15 protein-coding genes and 1 pseudogene are annotated in these 20,144 nt (G+C 60.6%); 3 read left to right on the forward strand and 13 right to left on the reverse strand.

Features of this window, described 5'->3' with window-relative positions:
• Positions 1 to 35: 35 nt before the first annotated feature.
• Complete coding sequence (locus tag ABIN98_RS24415) at positions 36 to 1,199, forward strand: iron-containing alcohol dehydrogenase (RefSeq protein ID WP_346914049.1); 1,164 nt, start codon at positions 36 to 38, stop codon at positions 1,197 to 1,199.
• Complete coding sequence (locus ABIN98_RS24420; protein WP_346914051.1) at positions 1,196 to 1,651, forward strand: thioesterase family protein; 456 nt, start codon at positions 1,196 to 1,198, stop codon at positions 1,649 to 1,651. The genes ABIN98_RS24415 and ABIN98_RS24420 overlap by 4 nt, the downstream gene beginning before the upstream one ends.
• A 43-nt stretch (positions 1,652 to 1,694) precedes the next feature.
• Here ABIN98_RS24420 and ABIN98_RS24425 read toward each other — a convergent pair whose 3' ends face one another.
• From ABIN98_RS24425 to dapA, 3 genes are all read right to left on the reverse strand, one after another.
• Positions 1,695 to 2,069 (reverse strand): hypothetical protein, encoded by a 375-nt coding sequence (locus ABIN98_RS24425; RefSeq protein ID WP_346914053.1) that lies wholly within the window; start codon positions 2,067 to 2,069, stop codon positions 1,695 to 1,697.
• Between the two features lie 159 nt (positions 2,070 to 2,228).
• Complete coding sequence (gene smpB / locus ABIN98_RS24430; RefSeq protein WP_346914055.1) at positions 2,229 to 2,708, reverse strand: SsrA-binding protein SmpB; 480 nt, start codon at positions 2,706 to 2,708, stop codon at positions 2,229 to 2,231.
• A gap of 63 nt (positions 2,709 to 2,771) precedes the next feature.
• A complete protein-coding gene (gene dapA, locus ABIN98_RS24435; protein ID WP_346914057.1) occupies positions 2,772 to 3,650 on the reverse strand; it encodes a 4-hydroxy-tetrahydrodipicolinate synthase in 879 nt (292 codons plus the stop codon).
• 292 nt (positions 3,651 to 3,942) lie between these two features.
• Here dapA and ABIN98_RS24440 point away from each other — a divergent pair, with 292 nt between their 5' ends.
• Positions 3,943 to 4,866, forward strand: a complete 924-nt coding sequence (locus tag ABIN98_RS24440; RefSeq protein WP_346914059.1) for an alpha/beta hydrolase — start codon at positions 3,943 to 3,945, stop codon at positions 4,864 to 4,866.
• 277 nt (positions 4,867 to 5,143) lie between these two features.
• Here the strand turns inward: ABIN98_RS24440 and ABIN98_RS24445 are convergent, their stop codons facing one another.
• The 10 genes and pseudogenes from ABIN98_RS24445 to phnD all read right to left on the reverse strand — a co-directional run bounded on the left by ABIN98_RS24445 (position 5,144) and on the right by phnD (position 20,137).
• Complete coding sequence (locus ABIN98_RS24445; RefSeq protein WP_346914061.1) at positions 5,144 to 6,334, reverse strand: porin; 1,191 nt, start codon at positions 6,332 to 6,334, stop codon at positions 5,144 to 5,146.
• Positions 6,335 to 6,841: 507 nt separating this feature from the next.
• Positions 6,842 to 8,953: a penicillin-binding protein 1C gene (gene pbpC / locus ABIN98_RS24450; RefSeq protein ID WP_346914063.1), complete on the reverse strand. Its 2,112-nt coding sequence runs from the start codon at positions 8,951 to 8,953 to the stop codon at positions 6,842 to 6,844.
• A gap of 22 nt (positions 8,954 to 8,975) precedes the next feature.
• Positions 8,976 to 11,375, reverse strand: a complete 2,400-nt coding sequence (locus tag ABIN98_RS24455) for an alpha-2-macroglobulin family protein (protein WP_346914065.1) — start codon at positions 11,373 to 11,375, stop codon at positions 8,976 to 8,978.
• Positions 11,376 to 11,472: 97 nt separating this feature from the next.
• A pseudogene (locus tag ABIN98_RS24460) lies at positions 11,473 to 12,381 on the reverse strand (alpha-2-macroglobulin); the annotation flags it as partial.
• On the reverse strand, positions 12,302 to 14,500 hold the full coding sequence (locus tag ABIN98_RS24465; RefSeq protein WP_346914067.1) for an MG2 domain-containing protein: 2,199 nt from the start codon (positions 14,498 to 14,500) through the stop codon (positions 12,302 to 12,304). The pseudogene ABIN98_RS24460 and the gene ABIN98_RS24465, both read right to left, overlap by 80 nt.
• 302 nt (positions 14,501 to 14,802) lie before the next feature.
• The gene (gene parA, locus ABIN98_RS24470) at positions 14,803 to 15,441 is read right to left on the reverse strand and encodes a ParA family partition ATPase (protein WP_346914069.1); all 639 of its coding nucleotides are present in this window, start codon (positions 15,439 to 15,441) and stop codon (positions 14,803 to 14,805) included.
• Positions 15,442 to 15,588: 147 nt separating this feature from the next.
• Positions 15,589 to 16,794, reverse strand: coding sequence for a lytic murein transglycosylase (locus ABIN98_RS24475; protein ID WP_346914071.1), 1,206 nt, complete (start codon positions 16,792 to 16,794; stop codon positions 15,589 to 15,591).
• 141 nt (positions 16,795 to 16,935) lie between these two features.
• Entirely contained in the window at positions 16,936 to 18,270 is a 1,335-nt protein-coding gene (phnE, locus tag ABIN98_RS24480; RefSeq protein ID WP_346914073.1) for a phosphonate ABC transporter, permease protein PhnE, read from the reverse strand.
• 11 nt (positions 18,271 to 18,281) lie between these two features.
• Positions 18,282 to 19,130 (reverse strand): phosphonate ABC transporter, permease protein PhnE, encoded by an 849-nt coding sequence (gene phnE, locus ABIN98_RS24485; RefSeq protein WP_346914075.1) that lies wholly within the window; start codon positions 19,128 to 19,130, stop codon positions 18,282 to 18,284.
• 86 nt (positions 19,131 to 19,216) lie between these two features.
• The gene (gene phnD / locus ABIN98_RS24490; RefSeq protein WP_346914077.1) at positions 19,217 to 20,137 is read right to left on the reverse strand and encodes a phosphonate ABC transporter substrate-binding protein; all 921 of its coding nucleotides are present in this window, start codon (positions 20,135 to 20,137) and stop codon (positions 19,217 to 19,219) included.
• Between the last annotated feature and the right edge of the window lie 7 nt (positions 20,138 to 20,144).

Genomic DNA, 20,144 nt, shown 5'->3' on the forward strand with positions numbered 1-20,144 from the left:
GCCGTATCGGGCGGTAAAACGTGCGGGAGGACAGGATGATCGGGGCGTTTACCTTCAACACCAGCCACAGGGTGGTCTTTGAAAGCGGTTCCGCTGGGGCGCTTTCCAGCCATGCCGGCGATCTTCTGGGCGATCGGCCTTTCATCGTCACCGACAAGGGGATCATCAACTGCGGACTGATCGACGGCTGCCTGAAGGATCTGAAAGCTGCGGGCTACCAAACGGCCCTTTATGAGGACGTGCTGGCAGACCCACCTCGCAAGCTGGTGGAACAGGCCACGCGTATGGCGATGAAGCACGGCGCAACCAGCGTCATCGGTTTCGGCGGTGGCTCTTCTCTCGATATCGCCAAGCTGGTCGCCCTGCTCGCCTCGAGCGGCGAGGATCTGGACGATGCCTGGGGGATCGGCAACGCCAAGGGCCCTCGCCTGCCCCTGGTGCTCATTCCGACGACCGCCGGAACCGGCTCGGAAGTCACGCCGATTTCGATCATCACTCTGGAGGACGACGAAAAGCGCGGTGTCGTCTCCCCGGTTCTGCTGCCCGACCTTGCCATTCTGGATCCGTTACTCACCCTCGGCCTGCCGGCCCATGTCACGGCGGCCACCGGCATCGATGCCATGGTCCACGCCATCGAAGGCTATGCTTCGAAGAGTGCGAACAACAACCCTGTCTCCAGGACTCTCGCGATCGAAGCGCTGAAGCTGCTCGGCACCAACATTGAAACCGCCGTTTTCGAACCCAAGAACGAGGACGCCCGCGGCGCCATGCTTCTGGGCTCCATGCTGGCCGGCATGGCTTTCGCCAATTCGCCCGTCGCCGCCGTTCATGCGCTTGCCTATCCGATCGGCGGCACGTTCCATGTTCCCCACGGGCTATCGAACGCGCTCGTCCTGCCTCATGTCCTGCGCTTCAACGCAGCCGACGCAGCAACGGACTACGCCATACTCGCGCCCCATGTTTTTCCGGAGCTGGCGGTTCTCGACGAACCGGAGGCCCGTGCCCAGGCATTTGCCGACGAATTGGGACATCTTTCGAACCGGCTCGGCCTTCAATCCACCTTGCGTGAAGTCGGTATCACCGCCGCCGACTTGCCCAAGATGGCCAGCGATGCCATGAAGCAGACCCGCCTTCTGGTCAACAATCCCCGGCCGGTCACCGAGGCCGATGCCCTTGCCATTTACGAGGCTGCCCTTTGAGCGACGCTGAAAAACCGGCCAAACCGGCCCCTCTCACCCGATCCGAGTTCACGGTTTTCCGGGAAATCCCGACCAGGTGGATGGATGTGGACATCTATGGCCACGTCAACAACGTTCAGTATCTGAGCTTCTTCGATACCGCAGTTAACGGCTGGTACGTGGAGGAAGGACTGCTCGATCCGGCCGGGTCGGAGGAGATCTTCCTCGTGGTGGAAACCGGCTGCCAGTATTTTGCCGAACTCATCTTCCCGGAGGTGGTGACGGCCGGTATCCGGATCGAAAAGATCGGTTCGTCTTCAGTGATTTACACGATCGCGCTGTTCAAGGAAGGGCAACAAGCCGCGGCAGCCCAGGGCCGCTTCGTGCATGTCCTTGTTGACCGGGAAAATCGGCGACCAAAGCCGATTGGCGAAGAAATGCGCGCAGCATTGGGCCAGTTGCTCGACCGGTAACAGTGCCGGCCCCTGCACTTTCCAACAGCCGCTGTGCACTGGATTACTTCACGGTCGTTTCGACAACAATTTCCGCACAGTTTTTACCCTGAAGATCTTGGCCGCAGATCCTGACCGAATAGCTGTCCTTACCCTTGTAGTTCTTATTCGGGGTATAGATGAACTGGAACCTCGAGGTCTTTTTGAACACACCGTGTTTCGCCTTACGGATAATAGACGCTGATGTAAAAGTCATGCGCCCGCCTGCACGGAAATAGTACTCACAACTGCCCGAAGACACCCAACTATAGGCCTTCATAGGCTTCTTGTGGTGGAGCATGAAACGCGAGCCTTGTGTCTGGCAACCTGCAATCGCCGATGTCACCAGAAGCTGACCCGAAATCAGGACAAGAACCGCCCAGAACAGTTGCCTGTTCATAATCCCCCCAAAAAACAACACCCTGAAACCTGTCAATGCAGAGGAGAAGATTCGATTATAAAGTTCAAGTCCCGTTCAATGAAATTGGAGATTGTACCCCAATGAAGTCTGCAGATTAGCCACATCATATCCACAACCTGCGCACAGGTTGTTCAAGGCTTATCCATGGGCCTTCATCAGGCGAGACTTCTCACGCTGCCAGTCGCGTTTCTTTTCGGTCTCGCGCTTGTCATGCAGCTTCTTGCCTTTCGCAAGGGCAATCTCCAGCTTCGCCCTGCCCTGCTCGTTGAAATAGAGCTTGAGCGGAACGATGGTCTTGCCTTCCTTCTGCACGGCACCCGCAAGCTTGAAGATTTCACGCTTGTGCATGAGCAGCTTGCGCGGACGGCGCGGCTCATGATTGAAGCGGTTGCCCTGCGTATATTCTGGAATATAGACGTTGTAGATCCAGATCTCGCCCTTGTGCTCGGCGGCATAGGATTCGGCGATATTCGCCTTGCCGTTCCGCAAGGCCTTCACTTCCGTTCCCTTCAGCTCAATGCCAGCCTCGAAGGTTTCCTCGATCTCGAAATTGAAACGGGCCTTCCGGTTGTCGGAGATGATCGTCCGCCCCGGAGGACCTCCGCGTTTAGGCGCCATTCTTGTAATACCTTGTATGGGCACGGGCCGGAGTAACCGTCCCGTGCCGAATTGTTCCGCCGATCAGTTGATCAGCCCCGCGTGGGTCATAGCCTCGCGGATTTTAGTCTCGGTCTCCGGCGAAATCGCCACCAGCGGAAGGCGCACCTCGTTTTCCATCCGCCCGAGCAACGACAGGGCATATTTCGCACCCGTCGGGTTGGGCTCAATGAACAGGGCCTGATGTAGCGGCGCCAGCTTGTCCTGAATGGACAAAGCCTTCGCATAATCACCAGAGAGACAGGCCGCCTGGAAATCCGCACACATCCGCGGTGCCACGTTGGCCGTCACGGAAATGCACCCCGAACCGCCATGAGCGTTAAAGCCAAGCGCGGTGATGTCTTCGCCGGACAACTGGATGAAGTCCGGACCACACAGATGGCGCTGCTCACTCGCTCTTGCAAGGTTCGCGGTGGCGTCCTTGACGCCCTTGATGTTCTTGCAGGTCTTGAACAACTCCGCCATCGTGGCCGAAGTCATGTCGATGACCGAGCGGCCGGGGATATTGTAGATGAAGATCGGAATCCCGACCACAGCGTCGATCGCACGGTAATGCGCCTTCAGACCCGCCTGGTTCGGCTTGTTATAATAAGGTGTGACCACGAGCAGACCATCTGCTCCGGCCTTCTCGGCGAATTTCGCCAGGTCGATCGCTTCTTCCGTGTTGTTGGATCCCGCACCGGCCATGACGGGCACACGTCCGGCCGCCACTTCGACGCATAGCTCGACAACCCGCTTGTGTTCGTCGTGAGACAGCGTCGGGCTTTCACCCGTCGTCCCCACAGGTACCAGTCCGGTGCTGCCTTCTTTTATCTGCCAATCGACAAAATCCTGGAACCGTTTCTCGTCAAGCGCCCCGTCCTTGAACGGTGTCACGAGCGCTGGAATCGATCCTGTAAACATCTTCGGTTTCCTCATGGATTTTTCGTTGGAGACCGGGAACCCCGATCGGACCGGCACAATAATCGCCTGATCCTCGCGGGGCAATGGTCTTGAAAGAGAAGCAGCCTGTTCTTTTTGATAAGCCGCTGTCGAAGGTTCACAACATGGTTGGGCCACGTCCAGCCGGGCTCGACTGGTTTAAGGTGGTCATTTATTGCCAAGTCGGATCTCCCCGTACTTGGCAAGATCCGGCAAAGCCGTTTAGGTTCCCAAAACAAAAAGCCTGACGGTACATGCGAGGAGCGCCGAACTTATGAACCAGCCCGGGACAGACGATATCGAAACCTCCGGAGACACCGGACAGGCATCCCGAACCTTCACCTGGACCAGCCGCGACGGCCTGGCCCTTTCAGGCCGCGAATGGCGTCCTGAAGGGGAGGATACAAGCCGTCATCCGACCGTCCTTTGCCTATCTGGCCTTTCACGAAATACGCGTGATTTCAATGATATTTCGATATTTCTTCAGAACTTAGGTTATCATGTCGTCGCCCTCGATTACCGTGGCCGCGGCGCCAGCGCATGGGACCCGGAGTGGCACAATTACGCGATCCCCATCGAAGGGCACGACATCGATGACGCGATCGAGGCCCTCGGTCTGAACCGTTTTGCAATTCTCGGCACATCCCGGGGCGGACTTCATGCCATGGCCATGGCGCATCGCTACGGACCCGATCGCATGGTCGGAGTTATCTTGAATGACGTCGGCCCTCACCTGGAGATGAAGGCAATCCACCGGATCGCGGCTTCACTTGGCAAGAAAATGCAATATCCGAGTTTTGAGGCACTCGCCGAACAGCTCGAGCATTTGCTTGGACCGCAATTCTCATCTTTTGCGAAACAGGATTGGCTCAAATTGAGCCAGCAAATTGCAAGTCCTTGCGACGCAGGCTGCGTGATCGATTACGATCCGGCATTGGCCCACACCCTGATCGGTCAGGATGACGCGTCGCCCGTTCCCGATATCTGGCATTTGTTCGAAGCACTGGAAAATATTCCGCTTCTCATAATTCATGGAGAACAATCGGATCTTCTGAGCCGGGAGACCTGTGACAAGATGCTCGCCACCCATCCCGACGCCAAATTGTTCACCGTCAAAGGCCAGGGACATGCGCCGGTGCTATGGGATCAGGAAACCCAGCAGGAAATAGCTGCCTTTTTGGACCGGCTTTCAGCCTAGAGCACATCGCGAAAAAGTGGAAACCGGTATTTCGCAATAAGACGTGCGTCAAAAGTGGATAGCGCGTGGCGCGTTAATTCACATGAACGAGGCAGGCTCGAAACCCCTTTTCCTGGATAGTCGCGCTTCACCCGCTCGCTTGCGGGTAGGATTTCGCGCGTCCAGTTTTCGAAAGCGACCCTGCTCTCACTGGCAATCGAAGAAAGAAGCTATTCAAACAAAAAGAAAGCCCGGCATTTCTGCCGGGCTTTCCAGTCAATCCTATGAAAGGAGAGACTTAGAACGTGCGCTGAACGCGGAAGGTAGCGGTCAGGTCGTCGTTGTCGTTGACCGTGCCGGTGAAGTCGCGGTTCAGGTATTCGACTTCAACACCGGTTACGAAACCGGAGATCGGAGCCCAAGCAACCTGGCCGTGAACGGACCACATGTCAGCATCGAACAGGGTGCCGGTTGCATCCTGGGAAGCGTAGGTACCCGTCAGAGACGTGGAAACCGTCGGCGTCCAGTTGTGCGTGATACCAGCAGCAATGCCCCAACCGGTAGCGGTGTTGACGTTGGTCTGCGTGGTAGCAACGGCATCAACCGTCAGGTGGTTGTTGACGTAGCCCAGAGCACCGTCGGAATAACCAGCACGGATACCCAGGGTATCACCAGCGCCGAGCATCGGCAGGTTCAGCGCCACGTCGGCGTTGATTGCCCAGCCAAGCGGGGATTCGGTGATAGCTGCGGTAGCGGTCGTGCCAGCGAGAACCTGGGTCAGGACACCAGACAGCTGTGCAGAACCCCAACCCTGGCTAACCAGCAGGTTGGCAACGAAGTTCGGAATGCGGTGACCGCCATAAACGTTGGCGTTTGCAGTACCGATACCGGTCCGGTTCACCAGGTTCAGACGACGGGTCAGACCGTCTTCCAGAGCGATCGTTGCGGACAGGCCGTTGCCGAAGGCAGCGGTGTAAGCAAGAACGGTTGCACGGTCATCGAGGCCCTGGCCGACCTGGGAACCCCAGTTTTCACCGGTCCAGTGGTCAGAGAAGGAGCCGGTACGACCGAAGGTGAAGCCACCGAGCTGGACGTATGCGTCCCAGATTTCAACACCAGTGGAGTTGAAGTTGGTAACGTCAGACGTGAACCACAGGTCGAAGTAGGTCTTCAGGAGGCCGTATTCGGTCTGGGTGCGAGCATCCATACGAACGTATGCACGTGCACGGAAGTTCGAAGAGACGTCTTCGTTGCTGTCCCAAGCGTTCGGGCCAGTGGAAGCGAAGTCGCGAACGCGGTAGTCGGCACGAACACGGCCACCAACGCGCAGGCAGGTTTCGGTGCCCGGGATGTAGTAGAAGCGTGCGCCGTAAGCGTCACAGATGCGGACGTAGTCAACCGGCTCCGGAGCAACCGGAAGATCGGCAGCCTGAACGCCGGTTGCAGATGCAACTGCAGCAGCGCCGAGCAGAAGGCTCTTAAAGTTCATATCTGACCTCCAATCAGTCATGTTAGCGAAGACTTCACTTGGCCTTGGCCGTCGCTGTAAAGTCATTTTCCCCGCGAAAAACTCTGTCTTTGCCCCGACCGGAGGTTGGACTTCCGAAGTGAGCAAAACAGGGCGACCCGAAAGCCGCTCGCAGTTGTGACCATACGCATCCCGGTTTTTCGTTCAACACCGAATACCGGTCTGAAGCCGGTTCCGGGTTCCTTTCAAAACCCGTGTTGCTCGAATGTCACAAAATCCGGGTCAAAAGTAAGAATACGGTAAGAAATAGCACCGATTTCGGGGCCTTAGCACGTGTTTTACACACCGTGACTTTTGCTGAATCGGGGCACTTTCCCCTTCTTCCGACCGTGATTCAGTCCGGGATTCGACAAGTGAAAAGCGCTCAGTCACAGAGATTCGAGCGATTTCGGTAGCGATTCTCACCTGTCAAACCTGCGTCAGGCTTGCGCCTTGAGAATCACGAGACGGCCTGTTTGAAGACGGGCGTCATTTCAGGGTGAGGTCGACGCGCGCCACGTGTCCTTCGGAATCGATCACGGCCACCTGGGCGAATCCTTCCTCCGTCGGCGTGAACACCAATTGCCGACGGTACGAGGACACTTCCACGGGCTTGTCATTCACAAGCCAGGTATAAGGCCGCTTGCCGCCTTCAAGCTTTACCACCAGCGGCTGGGCACTCGTGCCTGTCTTCAGACCGAGTTCAACGACCGCGCCCCTGGGCGGATAGGCGATCCGGAACGGCGTGCCCTTCCGCGACAGCGCATCCCTGCCTGCCACCCGGGCGTGCCGCAGAGCGACCGGTAGCTCGGCAGTCGGCCGGCTCAACACCCCCTCGGGCTTTGCCGGCAACGGCACCCGGTCCTTGCCCAACCGCTGAAAGGCCTCGAACAGGACCGGTACGGCGGCGGTGGCACCGGTCATTCCGGGAACCGGGCTCGCATCCGCGCGGCCGACCCAGACGGCCACGACATACTGCCCGTCGAACCCGACCGCCCAGCAGTCCCGGTAGCCGTAGGCGGTTCCGGTCTTGTAGGCGATTGCCGAAGTTCCTGCCGACTGTGGCTGCGGCAACCCGGACAGGATGTCGGCGACATGCCAGACGGCGATCGGCTCCAGAACCTTTGAAGTGCCTACCGGTTGTCGCTGCTGGTCCCGGTTCAGCGCCAGCGAGACCGGACGTCCCTGCCGGGCCAGGGCTGCATACAGTTTGGCAAGGTCCGTCAGGGTCAGCCCGACTCCGCCGAGACCGATGGCGAGACCCGGCGCCTTGTCGCCACCGAGAACCGGTTCGGCGCCCGCCCGCTTGAGACGCGAGATCAGCCGGGCCGGGCCGACCGCTTCCAGCAATTGCACCGCCGGCGTGTTCAGGGAAAGCTGCAGGGCCTCCCGAACCGTGACCGTGCCCTGATAGGCCTGATCGAAATTCGTCGGCCTATACCCGCCGATATCGATGGGCCGGTCCTCGATGAAGCTCTCCGGATGGGCGACGCCTTCCTCGAACGCCAGTCCGTAGATCAAAGGCTTGAGCGTGGAACCGGGTGAGCGGACCGCCTTTGTCATATCGATGTGCCCCTGTCGCCTTTCCGACAGGAGATCAGGAGAGCCCACAGAGGCGAGGATCTCGCCTGTCTGGTGATCGGCAACGACAACCGCGGACGATATATGAGATCCAAGCGCCCGCACCCGGTCGCGGACCAGGCTTTCAAGGCTTTCCTGTAAGCGACCGTCGATCGTCAGCCGGTGGATCGAGCGGGTCGGATCTTCAAGAACGGCATCACGCGCGGCATGAGCCGCGAGGAACGGCATGGCGCGACGATGATCCGGGATCCGGTCCAGCCGCGCGGCCCCTGCCTCTTCCGGTGTAAGGACGCCCGCCTCGACCGTACGCTCCAGAACACGGTCCCGCGCTTCCGTAGCCCGGGCTGCGAACCGGTCCGGACGGCGCGCTTCCGGCGATTGTGGCAGAGCGACCAGCAGGGCGGCCTCGGCCGGTGTCAAACGTGACGGTTCCTTGCCGAACCAGATCAGGCTTGCCGCCCGCACCCCTTCCAGATTGCCGCCGAAAGGCGCACGCAGCATATAAAGAGACAGGATCTGATCCTTGCTCAGGCCATTCTCGATCTGAACGGCGCGCAGGATCTGTTCGTATTTCGCACCGATGGTCCTGGTCGGATGCTCTTCCAGCAGGCGGGCCACCTGCATCGTCAGCGTAGAGCCTCCGGACACGACCCTGCCGGACAGAAGCATCTGCCAGGCCGCCCGAACCAGCGCACCGGCATCCACGCCGTGGTGGTCGTAGAAGCCCTTGTCTTCATAGGCGACCAGCATTTTCACATAGAGCGGATCGATATCGGCAAGCCCGACCGGAAGCCGCCATTTCTGATCGTCGCTGGTAAAGGCTCGCAGCAACCTGTCGTCCCGATCCAGAACGACCGCGGATAACGGCAGGCCCGAAGCCTTCGGAATTTCGGGGAGGTTCCGGTAATCCACCGCCACCTTGACGGCAATCAGACACACGACCGCGGCGCCGGCAAGACCGATGGCCTTAAACCGGCGCCGCCAGCGCGATTGTCCTTTTCTCCCGTCCTGCATGGCCATGGCCTTTCGGTCCGCTAAAGGATCAGCGGGTCGGACCGAGCACGGTAAAGGTGGAGGTATCGGTGATCGCCCGGCGCGCCGGACGGTACATGTCCTCCACCGATGCGGGCGGATGGGCGTAGCTTCCAGGCGTCACCGCCCGGGCCAGATAGGCGAAGGAGAGTTCCTTGTCGCCATGACGGGTCTGGTCGACCGCAACCTCGAACCGGTCTTCATGGAAGGCCGCATGTTCGGTCTCATTGATGGTCGAGAGGAAATCCAGTCCGCCCAGATCGCCGGAGCGCACCAGCCTCGGGTTGTCGATGGCAAGACCCGCCGGGATCCGGTCGACAACCATCAGCCGACCGGGCACATCGCTGAGCGCCCGAACGGTCAGGACGACGGCAACCCTCGTATTCACCGGAACCGCATTCGGATCGACCAAATTGCCGTCCAGATCGTAGATCTGCCGCTCGATCGCATAGTCCTGACCTCCGGCCGGTTCCGGAACCCGGGGCTGGCCAGTCACGGAAACAAGCAGATCCGTCGCATCGCTTCCCTGGTTTTCAAGCCGCACCGGCGTCTGCCCGACAGCCTCACCATCGAACGGCCAGACCAGACGGTTCGGCTCAACGACACCATCGACGGCAATCTTGGCCGCCGAGGCCGACTTGTTGAGTTCCCGTGCCGCCATCAGGAGCCAAGCCATATCCTGCGTCGAGTAGTGACTGGTCTGATCCTGATACCGGCGAAGCAGGTCGGTGACCTGCGCCTTCTCTCCGGTATCAACGGAAGAGGCCACGATATAGGTCAAGACCCCTGCCCCGTCCCGCAGACGCGAACCGTAGTCGGACCGATAACCGGACAGGCCATCGCTTTGAAGCCCTGCGACCGCCGCCTTGAAACCGGTGGCCGCCCGTTCCTGCTCTCCATAAAGCGCAAGGCTCGCAGCCACCTGCGCCTTGGCAAGCGGCGTGGTGAAAGAGGCAAGCTTGGCATCCAGGTAGTAACGAAGGTCGCCCATGGAGGCCCGACCATTCCGCGCCAGGACATAAAGCGCATAGGCGATGTCCATACCGCCGTCGGTGACGTCGGAGGCATAGGCCAACCGGTTTTCCAGATTGTCCAGCGCGTTTTCGAAGGCGATGGCCGGAACCAGATAACCCTGCTCGCGTGCTCTGGTCAGGAAGTCGGTCACATAAGCGTCGAGCCAGGTGTCGCTGCTGCCATAGCTGCTCCACAGGCCGAAGGATCCGCTCGAGGACTGGTTGGCCAGAACACGCCGGATCGCGCCCACGACCCGCTGCCGGATTTCGGCACTCTCGCCGAGCCCCGCCGCATGGGCCACCTCATTCAGATAAAGAAGCGGCAGCGCGCGGCTGGTCGTCTGTTCGGTACAGCCATAAGGATAGCGGTCAAGCGCTTCGAGCAGCCCGGCGATGTCGATCTGCGCCGCCCCGCCGGAAGACACCTTGATCTTCACTGTCTCCGGCTTCAACCCTTCGAAACTGTTGCCGTCGAGCAGCAGGCTGCCGCCTCCGGCAAGGGCGAAGACCGACCGGCGAACCACATCCGGCTGGGTGTCCTTCACGTCGATGCCGACCCGCTTGATCGTCTCCGATCCGTCAGGCGCCGTCAGAGTGGCAAAGACCTGCGCCTTGCCGGTACCGGACGCAGCCCGGATCGGCAGGATCACCTGGGCTTTCGCCTTTTCACCGAGAGACACCTGGCGAAGGGCCGCCTCGCCCGCTTCGAGCGCAACCGGACCTTCCGCCGACACCAGAAGATCATAATCTCCGGCAGCCCCTTCCACATTGTCGATATTCAGAAGCAGCCGCGAACTGTCGCCGGGCGCAAGGAAGCCCGGCAGGCTTGCGGTCACCACCACAGGGGAGCGGACCGCAACATCCTGTTCGCCGTGGCCGACGCCGTCCCTGGACCAGGCAACCGCCATCAGCCGCAAGGTACCGTTGAATTCCGGCACCTCGAAGGAAACGGTTGCCTCACCGTTGTCACCCACCTTGACCAGTCCGGAAAAGAGCGCGACCGGTTCCTCGTCCGGCGGCGGCGATTGCAGACGTGACGCCATGCCGTCCCCACCGGAGCGTACCTTGCCGCGGGTTCCCGCCATCCGGTCGATCAGCTGGCCATAGAGATCGCGGATCTCGGTGCCGAGCTTGCGCTGGCCGAAATACCATTTCTCTGGTTCCGGCGTCTTGAAGCCGGTCAGGTTGAGAATGCCCAGATCGACTGCAGCAACCGTCAGATAGGCTTCCGTTCCCGGTTTCAGGCTGGCGAGCTTCACCGGCACGTCCAGACGGGTGCCCGGCCGCATCGTGTCGGGAGCCGACAGTTTCACGGCCAGATCCCGGTCGCCCGGCTCCATTTGCAGCCAGCTCAGGCCGATCGCGCGCGAGGGCATCCGTTTCTGCGCCACGTCCATGGGCCGGTAGAGGCTTGCCGTGACATAGGCGCCCCGCGCCCCACTCTTCGGTGACCGGAAGGCTGACTTCCGCCTCGCCGGCGGTAACACTCACCACCTGGCTGGAGAGCAGACCGCCGGAAACCACATTCACCACAGCAAGGCCGTCCGACTGCGGCTTCATGCGCAGGATCGCGGTTTCGCCGGGACGGTAGCTCTTTTTGTCGAGCCCCACGTCCAGATAATCCGGCGTTTCCGAAGTCGCATCCGCCGTATACCAGCCCGCGGAGAATTCAACGCTGGTCGCCATTTCACCGGCTCCGGTCGATGCGACTTCCAGCCGGTACTGACCCCAGTTCACCGGAAGCGACAGGCTGGCCGGCTTGTCGTTGGTCACGTCCAGCTTGCCGTTCGCCACCCGTTCCGTCGTGGTGATCGGTTCGTAGGACCAGCTTCCGTCCGAGCGATACCATTGATAACGGCGATTGATCTTTGAGAGCGTCCACACGAGCCCTTCGACATTTTCCAGCTTGCCGTCCCGGTCGATCGCGATGACGGAAAAGTCCGCCGGACCGCCCTCATCGACGCCGCCGTCGAACATCGGCTTGACGCCGATGTGGCCGCTCTCGGCCCGGACCGGCAGTTCCAGCCGCCGTTCCACATAGCGCCCGCCGGCTTCCACCAGCCGTGCAACGAGCTGCCCCTTATAAAGAGCCGTGGTTTCCGGCAACGTGGGCAACGAGACGGCGAAGGACAGATTGCCGTCGAGATCGGTCTTCCGCTCGCCCTCAAGATAATCGCGCTGCGGATAGGTTTCGCTGTCGGCAAGGCCGAACTGATAGCCTGGATACTTGTCCAGACTGCGGGTCGGCGACACGATGATATCGCCTTCAAGCCCCTGGTCGCTGGCTGGCGAGCCGTAGAGATAGCGGGCGCTCAATTCGATTTCAGTCGGTTGGGCGGGATCGAAGGCTTCGGCCGCCGTCTTCAGTTCGAAATCGACCCGCTCCGGCTGATAGTCCTCCACTAGGAAGGTATTGGAGGCAAGCGGCGTTCCCTTCGGATCGACGTAGATGCACCAGGACCACACGCCTTGCTGGGCGGTCTGGCTCAGATCGATGTCGAGCAGGTGGCCACCGAGCCCGGTGTCTTCGACCCACATGGCGGGACTGTTCCACGCCGTCGGGCCGGTCGATGACGAAGGTCAGCGGCAGACCGTCCTGTGCCACGGCCTTCGCGGTCCGGATCATTGCCTGGGCGTGAACCGTCTCGCCCGCCTTGTAGATCCCCCGGTCGGTCCAGGCGAACACGTCAAGCGGCCCCGGCGCCGGGCGCCCTTCCACGCCGCGGTCGGAGAGATCGAAGGCCGGTTTTCTCAGATCCAGGAAGGAATAATCGCCGTCGTCGGTCTCAGCCACCAGAAGCCCGGGCGCCATACCGCCGGCACCCCGTGTCAGGCCCGCCTCGAAACGGGCAAAACCCTGGTCATCGCTGATCGCGTTGCCGAGGATCTCGTTGTTGACAGCCAGAAGCTGCACCTTGATGCCCGGCAGCGCCTTGGCGCTGGTCAGCGAGCGGATGTTGGCAGTGACGCCATCGACACCCGAATAGGCCGTCAGTCCGAGGTCTGAGACAATGAACCACTGGGTTGCCATGTCGCCCCAGCGGTTCTGATTGTCGAGCTTGGAGCGCGCCGTCATGGCATAGACGCCGGGCTTCATGTCCAGGCCGATATCGTTGAGCGGAATGGCCGTGGTGATGTCTTCGTTCAGACGGTTTTCCGTCTCGACGATGCCGGACCAGACCTCCTCCCCCTGCTCATCGGAAATCTGATCGCTCCGGTAGGAATTCAGTTGGCGCAGGAAACGCTCGTCGCGAATGGCCGAGACAAGGCCCCGATCACCGATGCGGTAGATTTTGGCTTCAACTTCGGACGTGTTGACCGAAACGATCGGAATGGTCGGGTCGCCGCCGGCGGGCAGCACATAGGCCCGGCCAAGGAAATGGACGGTCGGCGTGCGATCGCGCACATAGACGGTCAGGTTTGCCGGACGCTCCAGCTTCTCACCGTCTGCCGCCGGAAGCCCGGAGCGCAGGGTCACCGAGTAACGGCTGCCGTGCTGCACACCGTCAACGCAGATCTGCGACTGTTCGGTTTCGACGGTCGTGGAGCCATCGCCGATGACCGACACATAAGGTGAAAGATCCGCATCCTTCGGCAGCTTGTCGGACAGAATTACACAGATGCGCGGCGCGGCGCCGTCGGCATCCACCTGATGGTCCACGATCCGGAAGCCGTGCTGCGCCACCATTTCGTCATAGCGCTGCCGCAGCCTCGCGTTGTCGTCGAGGACAAGAGCGGCGCGCAGAGACTTGATTGCCGGTTTCCACATGTCGCGACGGCTCAAGGACGTCCCCAGCAGATTGAGCCCCCAGGCCCGCTCATCCGGCGTTACGGCACGCAAATAGGTATTGATTGCCGCAGAAGTCGCGTTTTCCTGCTTGGTCCGTTTTTCCTGCCAATCCTTGGGATTCTGCAGCAATAGGGCAAACGTCAGGCGGCTCCACGCGGAATAATCATCCGGCAGCAATGCGATCACCGCGGAAAAATCCTGTTCCGCCTGCACTCCGTTCTTGGCATTCAGCGCGGTCTGGCCTGCCTGACGCAGGTTTTCGGCGGTCTGCCCGCGCGGTTTCGCGTCCTGCTCGATGCGTTTGCTGTAGGTGGCCGCACCCTCGATCAGGTCCTTCTCGATGAAGGTCAGCTCCGCCTTGCGGTCGGCCTCGGCGGACTGACGCGGCTGGACGACCTCGACCACGCGGCCGGCAATCGCGCCGCGGAAACTCTGCAGCTGTCCGAAATCGGACTTCAGGAAACACCAGCCGGCGGAAGTGTTGAAGGTGAAGGCCCGGCACTGGTTGTCGCCCAGGCAAACCGCCTTGCAGCCCTCCAGGTCGACATCCTTGACCGTGCGATAATCGGAACCGAAGAAATCCGCATCCTCGATGGTCACGATCCGCCGGTCCTGAGCATATGCCGCGCCTGAGAGCGCCAGGCCGAGACCGACGACCGTCAGTCCGAATAGTGATCCCCGCGCCCCTGAAATGCGTTTTGCTCCCCTCAACAGGACATCAGACAACGCCATCTCACACTCCTCCGGCTGACAAGCTCGTTTGTCGCAATATGAGGCCTCGAAATACGGCCCCGATAAATATCTCTAAAAACACTTACCCCGAGCGGCTCGGGAACGCGGCCCAAGTTCGCAGGAAACCCAACGGCTTTCAAGAACTTGCAGCGTGTCGCCCGGACACATCACACCTGTCCGGCGCAACGATCCTCACCTTTCGGATCAGCTAACCGAGCACCAGATCATGTCCTTGCCAAGGCAGAGGGGCAATTAATGAAAATACGGACCGGAATGGAGCAATCGGCATTCCGGATTTGGGCCTAGAGCCGCTTCAGGAGTTCCTTGATCAAGGCGGCGACTTCCTCGGCCGCTTTGCTTGAGGGGGCGGTTTCCGTCACCGTGTGCCCCTGCCCCATGGACGAGGCATAGCCTGTCCGGTTGCCGAGCCGCGCATCCAGCGCGTCATACCCAGACGAGGCGATGGCATCGGTCATTTCCTTCGTCAGCGACGCGCGCGGCGGGACCCGGTTCAGGACCAGAAGCGCCGGCGTATCCTCCCGAGCCGCCAGCTGGATCGTCTGCGACGTCGCCCACAGATCAACCGGGGTCGGCTGGATCGGCACGATGACGAAATCGGCTGCATCGATAGCCGGCTTCGCATCGACGTCGGTCTTGGGCGGCGTGTCGATGATGACATAATCATGTGAACGGGCGAGCGAGCGGGCCTCCCGCCGCGCGCCCCAGCCGGAGGCCGTGCGGAACTCCAGCCCCGTCCCCTCCTCTCCGAGGGCATCTTCCCGGGCCTCGAACCAGGTACCGAGAGAGCCTTGCGGATCGACGTCCAGAATGGCGACGCCGCCCTTGCTCTTCTTGGAGAGCGCGACGGCCAGATGCGCGGCCAGGGTCGTCTTGCCCGAACCGCCTTTTTGCTGCGCGACCGTGAGAATACGTCCAGTCATTGCCCAACCTCGCCGAGACAACTGCCGTTTCTTTATATTGCGCCGCAACAAAGAGAATGACAACCGCTGATTGGACGGAGCCCGGCGGATAATAACCGTGAAATACGGGCCCCGGTCGCGAGCGCGGACTCTGTCGGGCGTTCCGGCTTATTTGCCGCCGAGGGCCTGATAGATGTTCCAGGCCGGGCGGCCGGTGACCGGCATGCCGAATTTGGCCTCCGCCTTCTTGATCCCCTCGCGGGTCGCTGGACCAACCTTTCCATCCGCCTTGCCCACGTCAAAGCCGTTCTTATTGAGGAGGTTCTGCAGTTCAAGCCGCTGAGCCCGTGACAACCCCGGATTATCGGTCGGCCACGGCGCCTTGATCGGCTCCCCACCGGACAGGATGTCCGAAAGCAGTGCGATCGCAAGACCATAGGAATCCGAGGCGTTGTATGACCTCAGCGCTTCAAAGTTACGCGTGACAAGAAAGGCCGGCCCGTTGCGCCCGGCGGGAAGGATCAGCCCGGCCTCGATCCCGCCCTTGAGAGGACGGCCATCCATGCGGGTCAGGCCACGATTGCCCCAACTGGTCAGCGTCGCCTTCTTCCTCCGGCCCACGTGACCGTTGTAGCCAGACGGCACGCGGACCTCATAGCCCCACGGAAGAGCCGGGTTCCAGCCTGCCTTCTTCAGAAAGTTCGCGGTCGAGGCGAGTGCATCGGGAATGGACGTGACCAGATCCTTGCGGCCGTCGCCGTCGAAATCGACCGCCAGCCGTTCGTAGGTCGTCGGCATGAACTGGGTCTGGCCGAAGGCCCCTGCCCAGGATCCTTCGAAATGCTTCGCCGGAACATCGCCTCTCGAAGCGATTTTCATGGTCGTGATCAGCTCATTCTTGAAGTATTTGGCCCGCCGCCCGCCGGCACAAACCAGATTGGCAAGGGCATGCGGGGTGTAGAAGTCGCCCCGGAACTGACCGTAGTCGCTTTCAATTCCCCAGACGGCGACGACAACATGTTTGTCGACCCCGTAGCGCTTTTCGACCGCCGACAGGGTCCGGGCGTGTTTTTTCAGCCTGTCCTTGCCGTCGGAAATTCGCTGGGGATCGACCAGGAACGCCATGTAGTCCCAGATCGGGGTTTCATATTCCGGCTGCGACGTAGAGAAGCGAACGACCTTTTCGTCATACTGCGCGCCCGATAGCATCCGTTCGGCAACCTGAGGACTAACACCCGCCTTGACCGCCTGGTTTTTCAAGGTAGCGACACAGGAGCTGAAGGACGCCGCCTGGGCGGCAAGGCTGCCTGCACCCATGAACGCCAGGAAGAAAGCTACCGGGCCCCGAAACTTTTGCACACCGTCAAACCGCATCGCCAGCTCCGCATTTGCGCCTGAATCGGACCCAGTGTGCCACGGGTCCGCGCCTGAATTGCGGCAAAAGAAAACGCTGCGGCACATGTGCCGCAGCGTTCCACAGGTCTTTTCCAGCTTGGGAGGAAGAGACGCCTTTGACTATTTGCCCTCGATCAGCTTGCGGCGCAGCCAACTCGACATCTGGTCCATGACGATGACCACGAGGATCGTCAGGATGATGATGTAGGACGTGTTTTCCCAGTCGCGTGAGGTGCGCATGGTTTCCACCAGCATCAGGCCGATACCGCCCGCCCCCAACGCACCGATCACAGTCGCCGAACGGGTGTTGGATTCCAGATAATAGAGCACCTGGGAGACAAACACCGGCAGGATCTGCGGGATCACACCATACCGGTAGCGCTGGATCTGGCTGGCGCCGGTCGCACGGACCCCTTCCACCTGCTTGTTGTCGATGTTTTCCAGCGCCTCGGAGAAAAGCTTGCCGAGCGAGCCGGTATCGGTGAAGGCAATGGCAAGCGCTCCGGTCAGCGGCCCGAGACCGAAGGCCCGTATGAAAATCAGCGACCAGATCAGCATGTCGATCCCGCGCAGAAAATCGAACAGCCGGCGCACGCCGAACCTCAGGATAAAGGACGGGGTGAAGTTCCGCGCCGCCAGGAAGGCCAGTGGCAGACCGAAGATGGCCGCCGTCAGCGTACCGAGCACCGCCATCATGATGGTCTCGAACAGGGCAATGAAGACTTCGCCGTGCTGCCAGTCCGTGTTGGACAGGAACTGATCGACGATGAACGACAGGTTCGATTGCTCCGGGTCGATACGCTGATCGCTCCGGGCGAGGCTGACCAGTTCTCCGAAGGACTTGCCGTGAAGCGGCGAGCTGAAGGTGAACCAGAAATTCTCCCAACCGCCGAAGTAATTGTGAACCTCGATCTTGGTCTTGGTGACCTGGACCCTGCGGTCGAGCGTCGGACGGGCGTCGAATTTCCGCGGATCGTCCTTGATCCAGTCCGGAACATCGCCGGGCGGCAATTCCGTCTCCACGCCCTTCTTCGTCGCCGTCGTCGTGATCACACCGTAACCGGGTACCGTGAAGTGCATGGTCTTGCCGGAGATATCGACGATATAACCGTCACCCAGGTCGATAACCGCGTCGTCGCCGTCGATCTTCACCCAGTCGGGCGCTTCGGCATTGTCATAGGTGGCGGTCCGCTCGCCCTCGATGGCCACTTCCAGGCCGCCCCGGCGGATATCCTTGGTGACATGCACCTTGTAGGCCACGGAATCGGTCGCCAGGATCGCGGCCCTTTCCGGCTGGGCCCGCTCCAGAATGCCCGGCACATCAAAGGCAAACCAGGTATAGGCCAGATAGACCAATACCAGCAGCGGAACGGCGACCGTAAAGGCGGTGCGCCGGCGGATTGTGCGGAACACCTCCGCCGGATCGAAGCCGTGTCCAAGGGTATCGACAGCCATGAACGTGCTCCTCAATGCGCCCGGCCCGACCCGACAAGCTTCCCGCGCAGATAGGAAGACGTCTGGTCGATGATCATGATGGTGATGAACAGCAGAACGAAAATCGCGGCTGTCTCGTCGCCCGCACCCTGGCCCCAGCCGATGGTACGGCGGAGTTCGGCGCCGATCCCCCCTGCCCCGACGAAACCGAGGATGGCAGAGGCGCGCACGTTGATTTCGAAGCGCAGCAGGAAATAACTCAGATAGTTCGGCGCCACCTGGGGCATGACGGCGAAACGGATACGCTGCAGCCAGCTTGCCCCGCAGGCGGAAAGTCCTTCGATCGGCTTGCGGTCGATGTTCTCATTGACCTCGGAAAAGAGCTTGCCCAGCGCGCCGGCGGTATGAAACGCCACAGCGATCATGGCCGGCACCGGACTGGATCCAAGGACGAAGATCAGAAACAGGGCAATGATGAGTTCGGGAAAGGCCCGCATGATATCCATCATCCGCCGGATGACCGGAATAAGCGGCCCGTAGGAATCCACGTTGCGCGTTGACGCCATGGCAAGCACAACGGCAAGCGCTCCGCCGATCAGCGTGGCCACCGCTGCGATGTTCAGCGTCTCCAGCATGAACGGCATGAAATGGACGATCAGACCGAAAAAGGCGGACCCGGCATCCCAGGCTTCCGTTACGATTTCGCTCGGATAGTCGAAGAACTTGGACAGCCCCTGGACGAAGCTTCCCGAGTTCATGGCATTGGACTTGGAATAGCCGGAGACAAGAACGGCGACGACCAGCAGAACCCCGATCAGGGAGTAGAGCTGACGCCGTTTGCGCATCGACAGGATTTCCTGTTCAAGGGCGGCAACGGCCATTTCAAGAAACCTTCAGCTTGAATTCTTATTCACATGAAGAAGCGCGGACCGGGAGGCCCGGTCCGCGCCTGGAATTGAGCCGGCCGTTAGCCTTTGCTCTTGGCCTTGCGGGCGGCAACGATGCTTTCGTAAGCCTTGTGGGTGATCGGCATGAAGCCCTTGGCTTCGCCCGACATCACGCCATAGGCGCATTCCGGATCCATGGACACCAGGCTGGCCATCAGGCCGGTCATCTTCAGCTTGACGTCTTCCGGCAGCTTCTTGGACAAAACGACCGGGCCTTCCGGGATCACCGGCGAACGCCAGATTTCCTTGATCTCGGTCATGTCGACGAGACCGGCATCGGTGGCCTTGCGCAGGGCACCGGAGTTGTAGCCGTCTTCCCATTCGCCGAGACCGTCGGCCCAGGTAACGCCGCCGTCGATGTCACCGTTGAACACGGCGACGATGGTCTGCTCGTGACCGCCGGTGAACTTGACGTCAGCAAAATACTCACCCGGCTTCATGGAATAGCCGAGTTTCGGGATTTCGATCGACGGGATCAGGTAGCCGGAGGTGGAGTTCGGATCGCCGAAACCGAAAACCTTGCCCTTCATGTCGTCGAGCGAATTGATTTCGCTGTCAACGCGGGCAAAGCCGATGGAATAGTAGCCGTAGCCACCGTCATTGTTGACCTTGACCAGAACCGGATCAACGGCTTCCGGGTCGGTCAGGTAGATTTTCGCATAGCCGGAAGCGCCGAGCCAGGCCATGTCGAGGTTACCGCCGAGCAGGCCTTCGATCACGCCGTTATAGTCGGCCGGAGCGAACAGCTTGACCGGAACGCCGAGGAGATCGGCGGCCTTTTCTTCAAGGCAGGTAAAGGCGCGCAGACGGTCGGAAGCGTTTTCGCCACCGAGGATGCCGATGCGGAATTCGGTGATGTTGTCGGCGGCATAAGCGCCGGTCGCGTTCAGGGCGATCATGCTGACTGCGGCGAGCGCAGCAACTTTGGAGAATACGTTCATGTGAGAC

Origin of the sequence: uncultured Roseibium sp. (genome assembly GCF_963675095.2) — a bacterium.
GTDB lineage: Bacteria > Pseudomonadota > Alphaproteobacteria > Rhizobiales > Stappiaceae > Roseibium.

Coding starts and splice junctions, on each gene's coding strand:
- ABIN98_RS24415 (WP_346914049.1), top strand. CDS start 36: ATGATCGGGGCGTTTACCTTCAACACCAGCCACAGGGTGGTCTTTGAA.
- ABIN98_RS24425 (WP_346914053.1), bottom strand. CDS start 2,069: ATGAACAGGCAACTGTTCTGGGCGGTTCTTGTCCTGATTTCGGGTCAG.
- smpB (WP_346914055.1), bottom strand. CDS start 2,708: ATGGCGCCTAAACGCGGAGGTCCTCCGGGGCGGACGATCATCTCCGAC.
- dapA (WP_346914057.1), bottom strand. CDS start 3,650: ATGTTTACAGGATCGATTCCAGCGCTCGTGACACCGTTCAAGGACGGG.
- ABIN98_RS24440 (WP_346914059.1), top strand. CDS start 3,943: ATGAACCAGCCCGGGACAGACGATATCGAAACCTCCGGAGACACCGGA.
- ABIN98_RS24445 (WP_346914061.1), bottom strand. CDS start 6,334: ATGAACTTTAAGAGCCTTCTGCTCGGCGCTGCTGCAGTTGCATCTGCA.
- pbpC (WP_346914063.1), bottom strand. CDS start 8,953: ATGGCCATGCAGGACGGGAGAAAAGGACAATCGCGCTGGCGGCGCCGG.
- ABIN98_RS24455 (WP_346914065.1), bottom strand. CDS start 11,375: ATGGACGTGGCGCAGAAACGGATGCCCTCGCGCGCGATCGGCCTGAGC.
- ABIN98_RS24465 (WP_346914067.1), bottom strand. CDS start 14,500: ATGGCGTTGTCTGATGTCCTGTTGAGGGGAGCAAAACGCATTTCAGGG.
- parA (WP_346914069.1), bottom strand. CDS start 15,441: ATGACTGGACGTATTCTCACGGTCGCGCAGCAAAAAGGCGGTTCGGGC.
- ABIN98_RS24475 (WP_346914071.1), bottom strand. CDS start 16,794: ATGCGGTTTGACGGTGTGCAAAAGTTTCGGGGCCCGGTAGCTTTCTTC.
- phnE (WP_346914073.1), bottom strand. CDS start 18,270: ATGGCTGTCGATACCCTTGGACACGGCTTCGATCCGGCGGAGGTGTTC.
- phnE (WP_346914075.1), bottom strand. CDS start 19,130: ATGGCCGTTGCCGCCCTTGAACAGGAAATCCTGTCGATGCGCAAACGG.
- phnD (WP_346914077.1), bottom strand. CDS start 20,137: ATGAACGTATTCTCCAAAGTTGCTGCGCTCGCCGCAGTCAGCATGATC.